We start from the raw sequence: 17255 nt of genomic DNA on the forward strand, positions 1-17255 counted from the left end.
CTTTTCTTCATGATGAAACCCCTATTCGCCCAATCCGGCAGCCAACGTCGCACCCGCAGGAGCGCCCTTCGGCGCTATCGGCGCCGAAGCGTCGTCGCCGATCGAGGGAGCGCCGGGAGCGGGGTCGCCGCCCCCGGTCAATCCGTCTTCGTACTTCTTCAGCTTGCGCGAGAACAACCCGCGACGCAGCGCCACGCAAGCTCCGTACAAGGCCGTCACGATGATGCCGAGGATGATGTACCAATGCACCCAGCAGGACGCATGGTCATGGCTCGCAAGCGGCGTATCGTTGTCGCCGATCTCGGTTTCGCGAGGCTCAGCCAGCGGCGTCTCGTTGTCGCCGATGACCGCCTCGGCCGCACCCTGCAGCGCATCGACGATCGGCGTGACGACGGGCGCTATCGGGCTGTCCGGCGGAACGGTGCCCGGCGTGGGCAGCGGCGTCGGAGTCGGCGAGGTCGGAGGTGTCGGCGGGGTCGGCGGCGTCACGGGAGCAGCTGTGATGGTGAAGGTGCCGTTGAGCACGGCGACCCTGTAGTTCCCGTTCTGCGTGTAGAGCGCCGTCAGGGCGCCAACATACACGCCTGCGGCTTCCTCGCCACCAGGACGCACGTAGTTGATATCGCCCAGATCCCCCTCGGCCACAAGGCCTTCGACCGTGCCGCTGAAGGCAGGATCGTCAGCGCCGGCAACCTTGGAAGCATCGGCAACAGCGATGGTCACGGGAGCAGGGTTGATGACAACAGTGGCACTTACGGGCGCGCTTTCCTCATAACCATCATGCGTCGCCTTTACATACACCGTATATGTACCGGCATTTGTGAACTCGGGATTGGCATCCGACCACGTGGAACCGTCGACAGAGTATAGCAACGCGGAGCCGTCGACGCTGGCCTCGGCGACAACCGAGACAGGCTGCCCGTCGTAGGTCTTGGTCAAACCTGTCGCGTCAATGGTAACGACGTTTCCACCGGCAGGCACGATAGAGAAGTTGCCCGGCTCGACGGTGTAGGTGTAGTTGCCGTTCAGGTTGCCGACCGTCGCAGTCAGCACATCGCTGTAATTGCCAACCTCTTCATCGATGTTCGTACGACTGTAAGCTATGTCGCCCAGCAAATCATCGCCAAACAGGCCCTCGACCGCTCCCGTAAAGCCCGGATCGGCCTCGCCGTAAGCCTTCGAAGAATCGTTCACCCTGATAACGGCAGGTGCAGGGGTGATGTTATACGCACGCTCCACCGTACCCATGTAGTTGCCGATGCCCGTGATGGTAACGGTCACAACGCCAACGTTCCTGACGTCCTGGCTGTAGGAAACCGTGTAATCGGTACCCGTAACAAGCTTATGGTTGTTCCTATCGAACACCGAAGGGATCCACCTCTGTTCTTGTCCGTTGTACTGCACGTCGTACGGATTGTTGATCTGGATGCCCGTATAGCTCGGATCATCCGGATCGATGGAGGCGGAAGTAACGGTCAGCTTGCCAACCGTATAGACAACGTTGTAGTTAGCGGCAATAAACCCTTCGCCAGGTTCGACAACAATGGTGTTATCGATCGGACCACCGATATCGGTGATAGAACCTGTTGCCCGAACGCTCGCCTCAGTACCGACGAAACCGTCTCCGCCCACTGTCACATCGGGAAGTTCCAGTGCCGTTCCGTCGTAAATCTTGGTGGCGCTTCCAGACGCGAGCGTAACTTCGCGCGGCAGGATCTCGAGCTCGCCGTCCTCGGTGTGGACCGCGAACTCGCTGGTCACGTCGTTGCCGGCGGGGTCTTTGACCTTGAAGTCGCCGGAGACGTTGTTGGTGTAGACGCCCGCGGCGACCTCGGCCGGGTCCTGGGTCTCGTAGCCGGAGACCGCGTACTCGACGTCGTCGATGACGAAGCGGTCGGTCACGACGCCCTTGGCGGACTTCTCGGTGCCGTCGTAGACGTTGCCGGTCGAGGAGTTGGCCTTGAGGGTCACCTCGTACTTGGCGTCGCGGTTGGTCACCTTGAGGCTGCCGTCGGCGGTGGCGACGTCGTAGTTGTTGGCCACGTCGACGTCGCCGTCCTTGACGGCCACGGACTCGACCGTGGCGGGCGAGGCGCCCGGGGCGGTCTGGCTGCCGGAGAGCGCCACGTCGGCCTCGTGGCCCTCGACCAGGCCCTCGCCGCCGATGTCGTAGCCGGTGTCGGCGGCGGTCAGCGGCTTGCCGTCGTACTGCTTCTCGCCGCCCTTGGCGGTCACGGTGATGGGGCGCGGCAGGATCTCGAGCGCGCCGATAGTCTCCTCATCAATGAAGTAATTCGACTCTTTAGCCGAGCCACTCCAATCGATTCGATATGCATTATCGGAAACTCCGGCATCGGTACGACTTCCGGCAACAATAAGGGTGGCGGTCTCATCATTGACCAAACCCGAAAGCTCAGCGCCTTCTGTAGCAATCAGCGGAGCGCCATCATAGAGCTTAGAATCATTGGGCGTAACAATCGAAATCGGGGCTTTTTCTACAATCAAAGTAGGCTCGCTAGCTTCAACCACTTCGAATTGATTTGTAACGTCGGAGCCAGACGATTTCTCAACAATGCGCATCCCAGAATAGTCTATGGTGCCCTTATACGTCCCCACGTCGGTGCCCTGTGCAAGCGCTTGTACGCCAAAAACCGTATAACTACCCATGTCAAGTCCGGAAACAGTAAACCCAGTATGGCTCTGTTTCGTTCCACTGTAGGTTTTCTTCACTTCATCGCCGAGAAGCTTGATGGGGATGACGCCCTGCCATTGCGCGACAAGCGTAACGTCGCGATCCGGCATAGTCATGCCGGAAACACCGGCAGAATAAACATCTCCCGTATCTTTATCTTTCCATCCCGTAAAGACATACCCATCTCGCGAGGGATTCGAAATGAAGGAGACACGGGCGCCTACTTGCTGAACGGCCGTTTTGTCCTGGATAGTACCATCCGAAAAAGCGCCACCGTTGGCTTGGTACGTCAATGTCTTCGTGTTGGCGATATAACGCGCATAGAACGAGGCTGACGATGACGGGGAAACGCTGTCAGGAGCTTTAGTGGTATAGCTTTGATCGAGATACCAGCCGTCGAAGACATAGCTGGCTCCATTATGGTTGACACGAGAATTGTACGTATACCCATCGGTCTCAAAAGAGGGGGCATCCGTATTAACTGTGCTATTGAGCCCGAACGCAACATTTTTGTCATGAGAGGTGGAGTTGGTGACCACACTTCCATCAGGTTTTTGCGTGAGGTATGTCACGCCGATGGTCGTATCCTTATTGATGCTCAACGCACCGTCGGTATGCATCGACTTGCCATAATCAAAGGTGTTATACCGGTAATCGACCGACGAACCCGCAACGCTCAGCGTAGTCCAGTCTATGGTATACGTCCAATCAGGAGAGTAATCTGCGTAAGCTGCCCTGATACCATTTCGGATGGCCTCGTCGGAAGGAGTGGAGACGATATAATCAGCAATGCTGAAATTTGACCCGTCATACCAGCGGTCGCCACTATTAAACCCATCGGGAACGATCATGGTTCCTTCACCGGCATACATATAGTCCTTGGCAACCGTGCTGGTGTTCGAACGCCCCTCAAGAACGAAATAGAAATAGGCTTGAGAAGTGAATACAGCGTAGTACGACACATCTTCGGTTACGGCAGGCAGCTCGCCCTCAGTCAAATAATTTTTCGAGTTGGGAGCTGTGGCCCAACCAACAAACTGCTTGTACTGCCAATCGCCTGCACGATTAGGAGTCCCTCCATAGCTGGGCACCTCCCCGTCTCGCACCTTCGTGCTTTTGGAAACATCGCCATTGACGTACCACGATACCGTGTGCTTGACGACCGACGGAACGACGTGCACTTTGGCGGTGTCGGTATACGTTCGATTGCCCACCTTGTAGCTATAGGTAATCGTGGCAACACCCGGACTCACACCGACGATGTCTGCGCGATTCTCCTTTGAGAAAGCGACTTTCGCCACCGATGCGTCAGAGCTAGTCCAAGAGTATCCTTTCGAGTTCCACTTCCGCTCTCCAAGAGCCTTAATCGTTTCCCCTACCTCTATTGAAGAAGAATCCAACTTGATGCCTGTACTGGCATAATTGCTTCCCGTGGCCACATAAATAGTAAAGTGATCCACGTCGAAGCTTTGGACGGCGGGGTCGGCTTGGCGGGCGCCGATGGTCTCGACTTGAGACGCATCGTCGGACACGCGGTACACGCCCACCTCTTCGCCCTCGACGTTCGCGTCGAAGAAGCAGACGTTCAGAGCGCCATTGGGCTGGATCTCGTTGCCGTCTTTGTCGAGCAGCGTCACATCAATGGCGATCGCATCCTCGAGCACCTTGCCCTGGCTCTCCACTCTCTCGGCCACGGCGTCCACAACGTCCTGACGCTCGATCCGCGTCGCCTGCACGGTCGCACCTTCGGGCAGCACGCCTTCGGCGGCGGTTACCTTCACCAGCACGTTGCCGGCTTGGGCATAGCCCTCGAACGCCGGGTTGCTCACGTCGGCTTCGACCTCGACGACGTCTTCGTCGGCAACGGGGGCTTCAGGCTCATCGGTCTCGGGCTCTTCCGATTTCGGCTCTTCGGGTTCGCCCTTTTCGTCCGCCTCGCCCGGCTCGATCTTGGTATCGCTGGTGATAGGCGTGGTTTCAACTTCGGGCTCATCGGAGACAACCGCAGCGGCGACAACGGACACGACCAAGGTGCTGTCGACATACTCGGCCGCGATGCTAGACACGCCGTCCTGGGTGGTGACGGGCACGTCGGCGTTCGCGGCGTTCTTCGCGGTGATGGCTCCCAGCTCGAAGCCGGTGTCGGCGCTTGCTGTAAACCTCAGCTCTTTGTGCAGTTCGGTGGTCAGCATCGTGCCGGAGAGCAGCTGATCCTTCACGGACACGAACGCGTTCTGAGTTTCGAACGTTACCACGGCTTCGTCGACCGTCGTCGAAACAAGAGGCTGGGAAGGCGTCGTCTTGGACGCATCGGCATCCTTGGCCGCAGCGCTCTCGCCATGCTGCACGGCCTCGCCGACCGCTTCCTTGTCGGACTCGCCGACCACCTGATCGGTGGGAACGGACTCGGTTTTCGAACCGTCCTTCTGACCTTCGTTGCCTGCGAACGCCAGGATGTTCGTCATCGACATGACCAACACCACAGACATGAGGACGGCAAGGAACTTGCCTTCGAACGTGTTTTTAAGATCTAGCATTTTCTCCAACATACCTATCACCCAGACTTTTGCCAGCTACGGAAGGATCGGCTGTTCGTCGCGAACCGCTTCGCAGTCCCGATCCAAGCACGTAGACGCACTGCGCTTGTCGATGAGCTCATACGTTGTCGAATATGCTGAAAACTCGTCTATCTTATGGTAGGTGACAGACCCGACATACCACGTTCTGTAATACAGAACAAGGGTATAGCCTATAACCCAATCTATATTCTACCACGTTGCGCCCCTAAATGCTCTTGAAGCGACCGCATTAAAACACCAATTGGGCAACGCGTTAACCAAATCCGCATTTTATCTGGCCATTTAAGAAACAAGCATCTGCATCTAACGTAGCGGGAATCGCTTTTTCGTGCCAAAATCAACAGTATCCGGTATGTGCGCAAGGAGGGGTATAATGCCCTCCGAGACAATGAATCGTAGAGAGGGCGCATGCACCTGCTCGGCATCACAGCCGCTGGACGGAAACAACGCGACGGAGCTTGCACGCCGCAACATCGGCGCGCCCGCGCGCTGCGTGCGATTGTCCGCAGCGCGTGCGCAGCTGTTCTGGCGACGACGCTCGTCGCGCTGGGAGGATGCAGCGAAAACGGCGCGGTCGGCAAAACCGTGAACCCCTCAGGCAGCCAGAGCCAGACGAGCGGCCCGGCCTACGAGCGGCCGGAGCTTGCGCTCTCCCCGTTCGACCAAGCGGCGGCCGGCGGCGAAAACGGCGTGAGCATCGACGCTTCGAACCTGGCGAAAGGTTACGTGGCCGTCTCGGCAACTGCATCAACCCGGCTCAAATTTCAAATTTCGTTTGAAGGTTCGGAAACGCAGTATTATTTCGATCTGCCCAGCGACGGCACGCCCATCTCGTGCCCTCTCGTTCAAGGCAGCGGCGCGTACACGTTCACCGTCTGGGAAAACACTACCGGACAACGGTATTCGGAGCTGTACTCGCTCGCCGACCAGCCTGTGACGCTGGCTGACGAATTCCAACCGTTCATCCGACCGAGCGTCTACTGCGACTACGACGCATCCAGCAAAAGCACGCAGCTGGCGAACGACCTGTCCGCCGACGCCCAGAACGAGGGCGACGTGGTGCGCGGGATCTACGACTGGATCGTTGAAAATATCGCATACGACGAGGACAAAGCCGCTCGGCTTGCCGATGCGACGGGCTACCTTCCCAACCCCGATTCGTGCATCGCCGACGGCGCGGGCATCTGCTTCGACTACGCATCGTTGGCGGCCGCCATGCTGCGCAGCCAAGGGATCCCCTGCAAGATAATCACCGGGTACGTATCGCCCGATAATATATACCACGCTTGGAACATGGTGTATATTGACGGCACATGGGTCGATGCCCATATCGATATCAAGCAGAACACGTGGACGCGTATCGATACGACGTTCGCGGCCGGAAGCGGGTCGAGCTACGTGGGAGACGGAATCGCGTACACCGACCTCTACACGTACTGATTATGACGATACACGTAGCAGCACGAGACAAAAGGAGCGCGTAGGACATGGCCACGAAGATGCTTGAGAGCAGCGCTGTTTCCGCCTTCTGCGAAAGCGCCGCCGTCATGCACTCCGCCGGCATCCAGATGGACGAAGCCGTCTTTCTGCTGGGCGAGAACATGGAAGACGCCGCGTTCAAACGCGCGTGCGACGACGTATACAAAGAACTCATCGTCGGCAAGCCCCTGGCGCTCGCTATGGACGATTCAGGATGCCTCCCCTCCCACGTCGTCGACATGGTGGGCGCAGGCGAGCACGCGGGCCGCTTAGAGAACGTGCTGTGGAGCTTGGCGAGATACTACGACGAGGAAGATCGCCTGTACGCCAAGATAAAGAACGCGATCGCCTACCCGGCTGCGCTGCTGTGCGTCATGTCGGCAATCCTGCTGTTCACCGTCATCGTGATTCTACCCGTGTTCGTGGATGTGTACCATGGCCTCACCGGCAACTTGACGGCCGGCTCCTTCGGATACGTGAACGCTTCCATCATCATAGGCTGGATCGCTCTGGGCGTTACGCTGCTGTGCACCGTGCTCGTAGTGCTGGGCGTGCTGGCCGGCCGCTCGGCGGCAGGGCGCCAGCGCTTGCTGCGCCTGTTCGAAAAGGCGCCCCTCACGCGCGGACCTATGCGCCAGATGGCCGTTAGTCGGTTCACCGCGGCGCTCGCCACGTTCGTAGCTGCCGGCGTGGACACCGATACCGCTATGGAGAAGGCCGTGGCCATGGTGGACCATGGGAACTTGAAATCCCAGCTGGAAGCGGTGCGGATGCAGATGACGGATCCCGCCCAGGCCAAGAGCCTCGCGCAAGCCATCTTCGACAACAACGTCTTCGAGCCCATCTACGCCCGCATGCTGGTCGTGGGCACGCGCTCTGGCAGCTTGGAAACCGTGCTGGCAAGCCTGTCTGACACGTTCTTCGACGACTCTATCGTGCGCCTCGACGGTCTTATCGACAGCGTCGAGCCCACGCTGGCCGCGTTCCTCACCGTGGGCGTGGGGGCTACGCTCATCGCGGTCATGCTCCCGCTCATCGGCATCATGGGATCGATCGGCTAGTCCCATGTACCACGAGCTGACCAAACAGGAAATCAGGAGGCGCACCCGTAAGCGCATGGCCGGATTGCTCGCCATCGTGCTGGTCGTCATGCTCGTCTGGCTTTCCTCGAACGCCATCGGAGCATCGCTGCGCGAGCAAGGCGAGCTGTCGGTGCGCAACGCCATCTTGAACAGCGCGAAGCAGTGCTGCGCCATCGAGGGCGCATACCCCTCGTCGCTCGCCTATCTCGAGGAGAACTACGGGTTGGTCGTGAATCGCTCCGACTACGCGATCACGTACGAGGTGTTCGCCGACAACGTCATGCCGAACGTCGTGGTGTTGGCGAAATGAGGGGCGATATGGTGCAAACGCTGATCCAGGCGACAGGGTCCAACCGCAGCTCCGAAGCCCGCGATGGAAAGGCGCGCGGACGGGCGTTCATCACGCTGCTGTTCGCCGTCATCGCGCTGTTCCTGCTGCTGGCGCTTCTGGTGGGCACGAGCGCCTACCGCGCAGCGAACGATGTGCGCTCTTCCTCTGACAATACCCGACTGGGGCTGTCGTTGATCGCGAACTCCATCCGAGCCACCGACGGGACCGACGCCGTAGGCGTGGCCGACGGTCCCGAAGGGCTGGCGCTCGTGCTGACCGAACACCTGGGCAACGGCGACTACGAGACGCGTTTGTACGCCTACCAGGGGGCAATCGTGGAAGAGTACACGCGCGCCGGAACGGCGTTCACGCCCGAGAAGGCTCGGGAGATCGTGAGGTCTTCCACCTTCGACTTCACCTACACCGACGGCCTGCTGACCGTGCACACCGACCAAGGCTCCACCTCGGTTGCCCTGCGCAGCGTAAGAGGAGGTGCCTGATGGGCATCGACCTTTCCCGCCTGCGCCGCGGCAACGATCACGACCGTCGACCCTGGCACGGCGCGGCTTTCATCGTGGAGGCGCTTGTGCTCCTGGTGTTTCTCATTGCGTCGCTTGCCGTGATCATGCAGGTGATCGCCGGAGCGCACGAACGAAGCATCGAAGCCGACCGCCTGTCGAACGCCATCATCCTCGCATCGAACGACGCCGAAGCGTTCGCGGCCGATCCGACCAGCGGCAACACGGGAGGAGAGTACGTCCTCGTCGACGGCCAGCTGGTACAACCCGAGGGGCCGATCGACGTCCTCGACAAGAGCGTGTACGACTTGACGCGCATCGTGGAAGCCCAGAGCCAACCGGGTGGCACGCTTTACACCGCCCACATCTACGTATCTTGCGGCGGAGAAGCAACCTACCAGATAGACACGGCTCGCTACGTGTCGAACGAGGGGGTGCAGCGATGAACAGCACCAACGGCAGCGTTCGTATCGGCCCCATCAGCCTGTTCACGTTGGTCATCATCTTGTGCCTGGCCGTGATGGCCGTGCTTTCGGCTACCACCGCGCAAGCGACGTATTCCGCCGCCGAGAAACAGGCCCTGTTCACCAACGATACTTACCAGAACGAGCAAGCCGCTCAAAGCGCGGTGGCCGTCATCGACGCGGCTCTGGAAAGCGTGCGAGCCTCCGGAGGCGGTCTGGACGAAGCGCTTGCCGCCGTGGACGAGGCGCTGCCGGCCGACGCGCAGCGCGACGGGTCGAGAGTGCTCATGACGTTCGCCTCCTCCAGCGGGCGCACGCTTGACGTGGAATTAACCATCACCGCGAACGCAACATACGAGATCAGCCAATGGAAAGCGACAACGCAGTGGACGAACGACGGCCCGGGTGCCACGCTCTGGTCGGGCGCCGCGCAAACACGATAGGAGAAGCACGATGAAACTGGAGCAGCTCTTGCAAGAGATGGTGGACGCGAAGGCATCCGACGTCTTCATTATCGCAGGACTTCCTTTGGCGTACAGCGTGAGCGGCCGCCAGGTTCGACTGGATTCGGCACCGTTCAAGCCGGCCGACACCGAGGCCTTCGTCGGAGCCATCTACGAGGCATCTGGCCGCAACATGGACACCTTCATGCAGAACGGCAATCACGACGACGACTTCTCGTTCGCCCTGCCCGGCATCGGGCGCTTCCGCGCGAACGTCTTCCGTCAGCGCGGTTCGTACGGAGCGGTCATCCGCGTCATCCCCTTCGGCCTGCCCGATCCGGCGGAATTCCACATCCCCGACGAGGTGCTGCGCCTGGCCAAGTTCCAGAAGGGGCTCGTGCTGGTCACCGGCCCGGCGGGCGCCGGCAAGTCCACGACGCTGGCATGCATCATCGACCGCTTGAACCATGAACGTTCCGGCCACATCATCACGATGGAAGACCCCATCGAGTACGTGCACAAGCACGGCACCTGCATCGTCACGCAGCGCGAAGTGCCCACCGACGTGGCAACGTACAGCGAGGCTCTGCGCTCGGCCATGCGCGAGAGCCCTGACGTCATCCTGCTGGGCGAGATGCGCGATCAGGACACCATCGGCACTGCGGTGACTGCGGCCGAGATGGCGCAGCTGCTGTTCTCTACGCTGCACACTACGGGCGCCGCAGGCACGGTGGATCGCATCATCGACGCCTTCCCCGCCTCGCAGCAGCGACAGATCCGCATTCAGCTGTCCATGGTGCTGCAGGCAATCGTGTCGCAGCAGCTTGTGCCCACCGTCGACGGCGGCACGGCGCCGGCCTTCGAGATCATGATCACGAACACGGCAATCCGCAACCTTATTCGCGAGGAGAAGACGCATCAGCTGGACAGCGCCATCGCCTCGGGCGGTGCCGAGGGCATGCGCACGATGGATCAGAGCTTGTTCGATCTCGTGAAGAGCGGACGCGTAGCAAAAGAGATGGCGCTGCAGTACAGCATCCATCAAGAGGCGCTTGAGAAGCGCTTCGAAACAGAAGGCCTGTAGAGCCGCATCGCGCTTCGGCCAGCAACGACAACGCCCCGCAGCTTGTAACGAGCTGCGGGGCGTTTTCTTGCTTGGACGAGACGCCGGGTGAGACACTGGGGACGGGGTTGGTGTCTCACACGAGATCGACACGAGACAGCATCTCCGTTCCTTTGTCTCACTCCCTTTGTTTCATTTTCGATTACGCTTGCTTCAGGGCGTCGGCCACTTTGCGGGCGGCGGCGGTGATGGACAGGTCGTTCACGTCGACGGTGACTTCGGCGTACTGCTCGTACAGCGGCAGACGCTCGTCGTACAGCTCGCGCAGGCTCATGCCGATGCCTCCCTTCAGCACCACGCCGCGCTCCTGCAGGTCGCTCAGACGGCTGACCAGCTGGTCGTACGTGATCTTCAGATACACGATGGTCCCGATCTCGGCGAGATGCTTCATGGCCTCGTCGGAGTACACGGCCGAGCCGCCCGTGGCGATGATGGACTTCGACGCGTTCAGCTCGCGCAGAATCTCGTTCTCCACCTGGATGAAGCCCTCGGGACCGCACGCGTCGATGAGCTTCTGCAGCGTCTTGTCGCAGCTGTTCTGGATGACGAGGTCGGCGTCGATGAAGTCGTAGTTCAAGATCTTCGCCAGCACGATGCCGAGGGTAGATTTGCCGGCGCCGGGCATGCCGATGAGCACGATGTTGTCTTTTTCTGCCATGAGGTTCCTCCCTTACTGCACACATTGGGAGCAATTGTATCATGGCAGCTCGACCGGCACCGCTTCCAGTTGATTGGTTGCAACGTCCTTGCGTTTCAGGGGGAACATCTCGCTGACCAGGATGGCGCCGAAGATCAGCACGAATCCCACGATCAGCTTGAGCCCCACCTGCTCGCCGTACAGAAGCACGCTGAACAGCACGCCGAACACCGATTCCAGACGGAGGAACAGCGACGCCTGCGCGGGCGGCACATGCGCCAGCGCCACGTTCTGGATGACCAGCGCCACGCACGACGCGAAGATGACCAGGTAGGCCATGTTCCAGAAGAACTCGGGCGTGAGGGCCCACGCGGGAGAGAGCGTCTCGAAGCAGGCGCCGCACGCCACGCCGCACGCGCCGCCGATGAAGAACTGCATCACCGTGAGCACCAGCACGTCGTTCGTCCCCGAGAACTTCGACACGTACACGATGTGCACCGCGAACAGCAGCGCCGACACCAGCGGCTTGGCGTATCGTCAATCGGAGAGTATTCCGGCAGGAAGAAGCTCGAAAGCCGGGATGTTTCGCAGGAACGCCGCGGCGAAGGGCGCTCAAAAGCCGATGCTTCCTGCGTCCGAAAAGCCGGCCGAGTTTCTCTTCCGTACGCCCTGGTTTCGTGCGCTTCTATATATTACTTAAAGAGTCATGGACAAAAACAGGCACTTTTCCGTAGTTTTGCTTTGGCGCGCGATAAGAGGCGTTCCGTTTACCTGGGGTTTCTTCCAGGCTCCTTTTCCACTCTGCTGGTTTTCCCTTGGAAAACTACCGAAAAGTCATGCTTTTTGTCCATGATGTTTTAGGTCATGTTCATACTGACTAGCAGACCCTGTCGTCCTGAGCGGAGGCCGCAGGCCGGAGTCGAAAAATGACAGTGGTGGTGCACACGGCCAGCCCGTGCTTGTTCATGCTCCGGCGCTTCGCGCCTTCGCTCCGGACGCAAGGCGCGCTCCAGTCGCCCATCGGATGGCAACGTGGAACCTCGTTCGCGGATACGCGCACAAAAAACGCGACCCCTTGCCGGGGCCGCGTTCGTTCCTGCCTGGTTTACCGGGCGCCGCCTCCGCCGCCGAAGCCGCCTCCGCCGCCGCCTGAGAAGCCGCCGCCGAATCCACCGCCGCTGGAGAAGTTCCCGCTAGCGCCCGAAAGCGCCGCCTGAGCCGTTGACATCGTGTTCGTCATCGACGTTTGCAGCATGTCGCTAACCGAAGGCATCGCTGAGCCGGCAGCCGTATGGCCTCCCGTGTACCAGAACCACCAAGGCATGTACGTCATGCCCATAGATCCGTCGTACTCGAACAGCTGCGGCATGGTGGTTTGCAGCTGCTTGATGGCCTGGTCGGCCACGCCGAACAGGTAGGCGTACACCATGAACTCGCCCCATACCTTCACGTCGGTGGGCGGACGCTCGTCAAGAGACGAGAAGTCGGTCAGCCAGTTGCGCAGCGCCTTGCTCTTGGCCGTCAGCTCGTTGCCCTTCACACTGCGACGCGGCATGTAGTTCCCGATCACGCCCAACGCGATGGCGGTGGGAATCATGAATATCAGAGGGATGAAGTTCGACATGAGTATCCAAATGGCGACACCGGACAAAGCGACCACCACGGCAAGCGCGATGAGGTAGCCCTGGTATCGCTTGCCTTTCGCCTCGAAGAAATCCTCGCGGTTCGTCGCCGCCGAAAGCGCGCCCTGCCAGCCCTGCATCGCGTCGACGAACTCCTGCGGATGATCTTCGCCGTACTTCTTGATAGTGCCGAACCACAGCGAGTCGGTGCCCCCGGCCAACGTGCCGAAAAGCAAATCCAACGCCTGACGATCGATGGGATCGGTCACGTTGTCGGCAGCAGGCAGCCTTGTGATGTAATAGTCGTCCACGGTCTTCATGCGCCCGAACGCGCCTGGCTCCTCGTAACTGCCCGCGTCGATGCGGATGGCGCCGACATGCGCAAGATGCATGAGCGTAGCCGTGAAATCGTCTTGGCTCTCGCGATCCCAGCGCCACAGGCGTCCGATAGCCGCCGGATGGATGGAGGGGTCAGGCACGTCGCGCCAATACTCGTCGGTAAACCGGGGCTGGTATTCGCGTCCGTACTTGAAGTAGGCGCGCAGCGCCCAGGCGAGCAGCAGCACGCAGACAACACCGCAGCCGATGACGAACGCCAACGAAAGAACGCGAGTGCGGTTCGCCTGGTCGCTCCAGTCCTTTTCTTCTTTCAGCACCGTGTCCAAACGGTTTTCCCCTTGATGCAGCGCCGCGCTTTCGGGCGACAGGTTCGTTAACCACTTCACCGGAAACGCCACGCGCGCTTCGGCGAATTGACCTGCCGCAACATGCGGCACGGCATACGTCACGGTTCCGTCGGCGTTCACGGTCACCTTGCCGTCGAGCGGTCCATGACCCCATGCGCGCACGTTCTCTCCCGGCACGACCTCGGTACCCTGCGGTACGGGCAGCGCCAACGTCATGGTGACGTTGTCGGAAGCCTCTTTCCATTGGGAGCCCACGTATTTCCAGTACACCTCGCCTATGTCGGAATACGCCTGCGCCCCGTTGACCACCGTATAATCGAGCTCGATGATGCGACGGTCGTCGGAGGCGTTGAAGAACACGTACACGCTGTTCTTCGGCGCGTCGAACGAGTAGGAATCTTTCCCAGGCCCGCCCGATTCGCGCCAGCCGAGCACGAACGCCTCGCTCGGCAACGTCGTCCAGTCGCCCACCACCGTGCCATCGGCATCGACGTTCGCCATACGCACGCCGTTGATCTTGAGGGAAGCGTTCTGCGGAAGCCCGTCGAAGGTCCACCACACCGCGGAGAAATCGCCGTCGAAATCGAACGTGCGCTGCTCGGTCACTTGCAACGCGCCGTCGGTTTCCACCTGGGCCTGGATATCCACCTTCGGCATAGTGTACGACTTCGCGTGAGCCTGCCCGGGAGCCAGTGCCACAAGCGCGCATGCGAGCGCCAGGAGCGCCGCGCAAAACAGCACGGCGTTTCGTCGGGAAAAAGCGAAGGATTCGCGGAGTTGCGAACCGCTCATGTTTTGCATGATCATGCTCCTTGCAACTTGGAGGTGGTCACGGTATCATAGCAAACCGCACCTATTATACCGCGGAGAGCTGACCGAGAGGCCGAAGGTGCTCGCCTGCTAAGCGAGTACACCCCAAAAGGGTGTCTGGGGTTCGAATCCCCAGCTCTCCGCCACCGCATTTCAAACCCTCGTAAGAGGGTTTTCCTATTTCTTCCGCCAACGCCTGACACGGGAACCCGGAGTCGTCGTCTTCGCGGCCTTGATGCGGTACGCGGGGTTGTGGCGCAAAAACACCGCGCGGCATATCCGCGTCACCGCAAGCCCGATAAGCGCCGTCAACAAAAAGCTGAACGACAGATCGAACACGGCTCCGTTGCGCTCGAGCCACGCGTAGGCGCACACCAGCAGGAAGAACGCCGACACGGCACCCGTGATAGCCGTGAATATTCTGATGAGCAGCTCTTTCGCTCGGTTCGGGGAATAGCGCCATGCGGCCACGATGTATACGATTGCCGCCACCACGGCCAACACGATAAGCATCGGGACGATGCGCGACAGTCGAGCGAACACGGAAAGTGCTCCTTTCCCAGGTCGGGATGCACGGGCATCCGGCAGCTAGCGTTGTCCGCATCATACCAGACCGGCGCGCGTTGCTCTCATATCATCGAGAAGAGCCATCTATTCGTCGATCTTAGCGTCGACGAACGTCGCAAACAGGTGGCACACCTCGCTTTTCCCGATGGGCTTCACGGCGAATCCGTCCATCCCGGCGTCGAGCGCGCGGCGGCGATCCTCCTCGTAGGCGTTCGCCGTGGTGGCGATGATGGGCGGCCGTGCGCGACCTGCTTCCCGGTAGCGTTCGACAACGAGTCGCGCCGCCTCGAGGCCGTCCATGCCGGGCATCTGGATATCCATGAACACGAGGTCGAAGCGCCCTTCGGGCGCGCCTTCAAGCAGATCGAGCACATCCAGGCCGTTCCAGGCGCGCTCGACCGTGGCGCCCGTCGAAGCGATGATCTCCTCCGCTATCTCGCCGATGATCTCGTTGTCTTCCGCAAGTAGCACGTGCACATGCTGCCAGGAGCATGACACCGCCGAAACCGCAGCATCCGAGCGCTCGGCCTCGATGGACTCCTCCAACTGCAGTTTGCACGCATCCCCTTCGCAAGCTTCGAACGGCAGCACCAACGTGAAACGCGATCCGCGCCCTCGCTCGCTTTGCACCTGTACGGTACCGCCCATGAGATCGGCGAGGTTCTTAACGATGGACAAGCCCAGACCAGTCCCCTCCACCGATAAGCGCGTAGGCACCTCCTCGCGCTCGAACGGGTCGAACAAACGCGACATGAACTCTTTCGACATGCCTATGCCGTCATCTTCCACGATGAAGCGGATCAGGCGAATACGCATATCGAAGCCGTCATGGCTGGTCGGCTCAAGCGAAAGACCGTGCTGGGCGGCATATTCCACGCGCTCGTCGCCCCTCAGCTCCTCGACGGCAAGGCTTACCGTCCCGCTCGGCTCGGTGTACTTGACGGCGTTGCCAAGCAGGTTGATGAGCACCTGGTTCACGTGCATCTCGTCACCCAGCACAAGCCCCTCTTCGACGTCGACGCGCAACACCGAGAACGTCAGATGCTTCGAATCGGCTTGCGGACGCACGATGGACCCGAGCGTTTCCACGACGACATGCAGGTCGAACGGCTTGCAGCACAGGTTGATTTGACCGCTTTCGATTTTGCTCATATCCAGCACGTCGTTCACGAGATTGAGCAGGTGATGCGACGACAGCTGTACTTTGTCGAAGCATTCCTTCACGCGATCGCGCTCATCGATATGCTCGACGGCTATGTCGACGAGTCCCATGATGGCCGTGAGAGGCGTCCGGATGTCGTGCGACACGTTCGACAGGAAGCGCGACTTCGCTTCGCTGGCATCCTGCGCCTTCTCCATTGCGCACCGCAGGCTTTCCTGCAGCTCGCGCTCTTGCCGGTTCTTGCGCTTGATCACCACGAGGAACAGCACCAGCGCCACCATCACGGCCGTCATAAGCACCGACGCCGTGAACATGGTATCCTGGCGGGTTTTGCCGACCGCCTTGTACAACTGGTCGAAAGAACGGGCGGCGGCGGATATGATGGCCTGGTTGTCTTCCAGCATCCGATCGATGCGCGGGTCGATTTCACTCGCCAGAAAAGCGGCAACCGCCTCGTCGTCTGCATCGCTCAGGCTGAGGGCGATAAGCCGATCCTGCAACTCGCTGAACTCCTCGTAGTTGCTTACCAGGTCCTTTACTTTCTCGGGATTGCCGTGATGGCGCTGTTCAACCACCCTGAACGCTGTGCGCAGGTTTTCGTCGATGGAGGCGAACTCCGTTTTAACGCTTGCGACGGTCTCCGGCGTGCGCGCGAACGCTAAGCGGTTGTCCAGCGTTCGCACTTGCATGAGCAGCGTTTCGGCTCGACCTGCCGCAACGGTAACCGCGTAGGGATGTTCCTTGAGATCCTCGGTTTTCGTATCGATGGCGTTCATATTCACCAACAGAACCGCGTAGAACGACACGAGCAGCGCCATGAGCGCAAGCGCCGCGATAAGATAGACCGGGTCGGAATCGAGCACGCGACCGAATCGATCGTGCTTCCGCGATGAAACCTTCTTCATGAAGCCGCTCCGATAGACGGGCGCAGGATCCACGGCGGCAAGACGCCTCTCAGCGAAGCTAGCGCGCACGGCCGCCAGCACGAGGCGCCAAGATAGCGCAGCGAACCCTACGCAAAATAGTTTTCGACGAGCGCCGCGCAGAGACGCGACGCTCG

Annotated in this window: 13 protein-coding genes and 1 tRNA gene; 8 read left to right on the plus strand and 6 right to left on the minus strand. The window is 60.2% G+C overall.

Annotated elements, in window-relative coordinates; genetic code table 11:
* Nucleotides 1-21 precede the first annotated feature (21 nt).
* The gene (locus GT590_RS12955; RefSeq protein WP_240133652.1) at nt 22-5229 is read right to left on the minus strand and encodes an MBG domain-containing protein; all 5208 of its coding nucleotides are present in this window, start codon (nt 5227-5229) and stop codon (nt 22-24) included.
* Nucleotides 5230-5679: 450 nt separating this feature from the next.
* Between GT590_RS12955 and GT590_RS12960 the strand changes: the two genes are divergently transcribed.
* Genes GT590_RS12960 through GT590_RS12990 form a run of 7 tightly spaced genes read left to right on the plus strand, consistent with a single transcriptional unit; the run spans nt 5680 to nt 10672 of the window.
* Nucleotides 5680-6711, plus strand: coding sequence for a transglutaminase domain-containing protein (locus GT590_RS12960; RefSeq protein ID WP_009305684.1), 1032 nt, complete (start codon nt 5680-5682; stop codon nt 6709-6711).
* 47 nt (nt 6712-6758) lie between these two features.
* Nucleotides 6759-7811 carry a type II secretion system F family protein gene (locus GT590_RS12965; RefSeq protein WP_114513543.1) on the plus strand — a complete coding sequence of 351 codons (1053 nt, stop codon included), beginning with the start codon at nt 6759-6761 and terminating at the stop codon, nt 7809-7811.
* Nucleotides 7812-7866: 55 nt separating this feature from the next.
* Nucleotides 7867-8142 (plus strand): hypothetical protein, encoded by a 276-nt coding sequence (locus GT590_RS12970; protein WP_009607743.1) that lies wholly within the window; start codon nt 7867-7869, stop codon nt 8140-8142.
* Nucleotides 8143-8150: 8 nt separating this feature from the next.
* A complete protein-coding gene (locus GT590_RS12975) occupies nt 8151-8663 on the plus strand; it encodes a DUF4860 domain-containing protein (RefSeq protein ID WP_009305681.1) in 513 nt (170 codons plus the stop codon).
* Entirely contained in the window at nt 8663-9127 is a 465-nt protein-coding gene (locus tag GT590_RS12980) for a hypothetical protein (protein ID WP_009305680.1), read from the plus strand. Before GT590_RS12975 ends, GT590_RS12980 begins: the two co-directional genes overlap by 1 nt.
* Entirely contained in the window at nt 9124-9588 is a 465-nt protein-coding gene (locus GT590_RS12985; protein WP_161171151.1) for a S4A5 electrogenic sodium bicarbonate cotransporter 4, read from the plus strand. The genes GT590_RS12980 and GT590_RS12985 overlap by 4 nt, the downstream gene beginning before the upstream one ends.
* Nucleotides 9589-9598: 10 nt before the next feature.
* A complete protein-coding gene (locus tag GT590_RS12990) occupies nt 9599-10672 on the plus strand; it encodes a type IV pilus twitching motility protein PilT (RefSeq protein WP_009305678.1) in 1074 nt (357 codons plus the stop codon).
* Between the two features lie 181 nt (nt 10673-10853).
* Here the strand turns inward: GT590_RS12990 and GT590_RS12995 are convergent, their stop codons facing one another.
* From GT590_RS12995 to GT590_RS13005, 3 genes are all read right to left on the minus strand, one after another.
* Nucleotides 10854-11369, minus strand: coding sequence for a shikimate kinase (locus GT590_RS12995; RefSeq protein WP_009305677.1), 516 nt, complete (start codon nt 11367-11369; stop codon nt 10854-10856).
* Between the two features lie 39 nt (nt 11370-11408).
* Nucleotides 11409-11867: a DMT family transporter gene (locus GT590_RS13000; RefSeq protein WP_009305675.1), complete on the minus strand. Its 459-nt coding sequence runs from the start codon at nt 11865-11867 to the stop codon at nt 11409-11411.
* A 586-nt stretch (nt 11868-12453) separates the two neighbouring features.
* Nucleotides 12454-14457 carry a DUF2207 domain-containing protein gene (locus GT590_RS13005; protein ID WP_114516660.1) on the minus strand — a complete coding sequence of 668 codons (2004 nt, stop codon included), beginning with the start codon at nt 14455-14457 and terminating at the stop codon, nt 12454-12456.
* Between the two features lie 64 nt (nt 14458-14521).
* Between GT590_RS13005 and GT590_RS13010 the strand changes: the two genes are divergently transcribed.
* A tRNA-Ser gene (locus GT590_RS13010) sits at nt 14522-14612 on the plus strand.
* Nucleotides 14613-14643: 31 nt separating this feature from the next.
* Here the strand turns inward: GT590_RS13010 and GT590_RS13015 are convergent.
* Complete coding sequence (locus GT590_RS13015) at nt 14644-15009, minus strand: hypothetical protein (RefSeq protein ID WP_021410348.1); 366 nt, start codon at nt 15007-15009, stop codon at nt 14644-14646.
* Between the two features lie 108 nt (nt 15010-15117).
* A complete protein-coding gene (locus GT590_RS13020; RefSeq protein WP_161171152.1) occupies nt 15118-17100 on the minus strand; it encodes a hybrid sensor histidine kinase/response regulator in 1983 nt (660 codons plus the stop codon).
* Nucleotides 17101-17255: the final 155 nt, after the last annotated feature.

Origin of the sequence: Eggerthella sp. BIOML-A1 (assembly GCF_009875595.1) — a bacterium.
GTDB classification, from domain to species: domain Bacteria; phylum Actinomycetota; class Coriobacteriia; order Coriobacteriales; family Eggerthellaceae; genus Eggerthella; species Eggerthella lenta.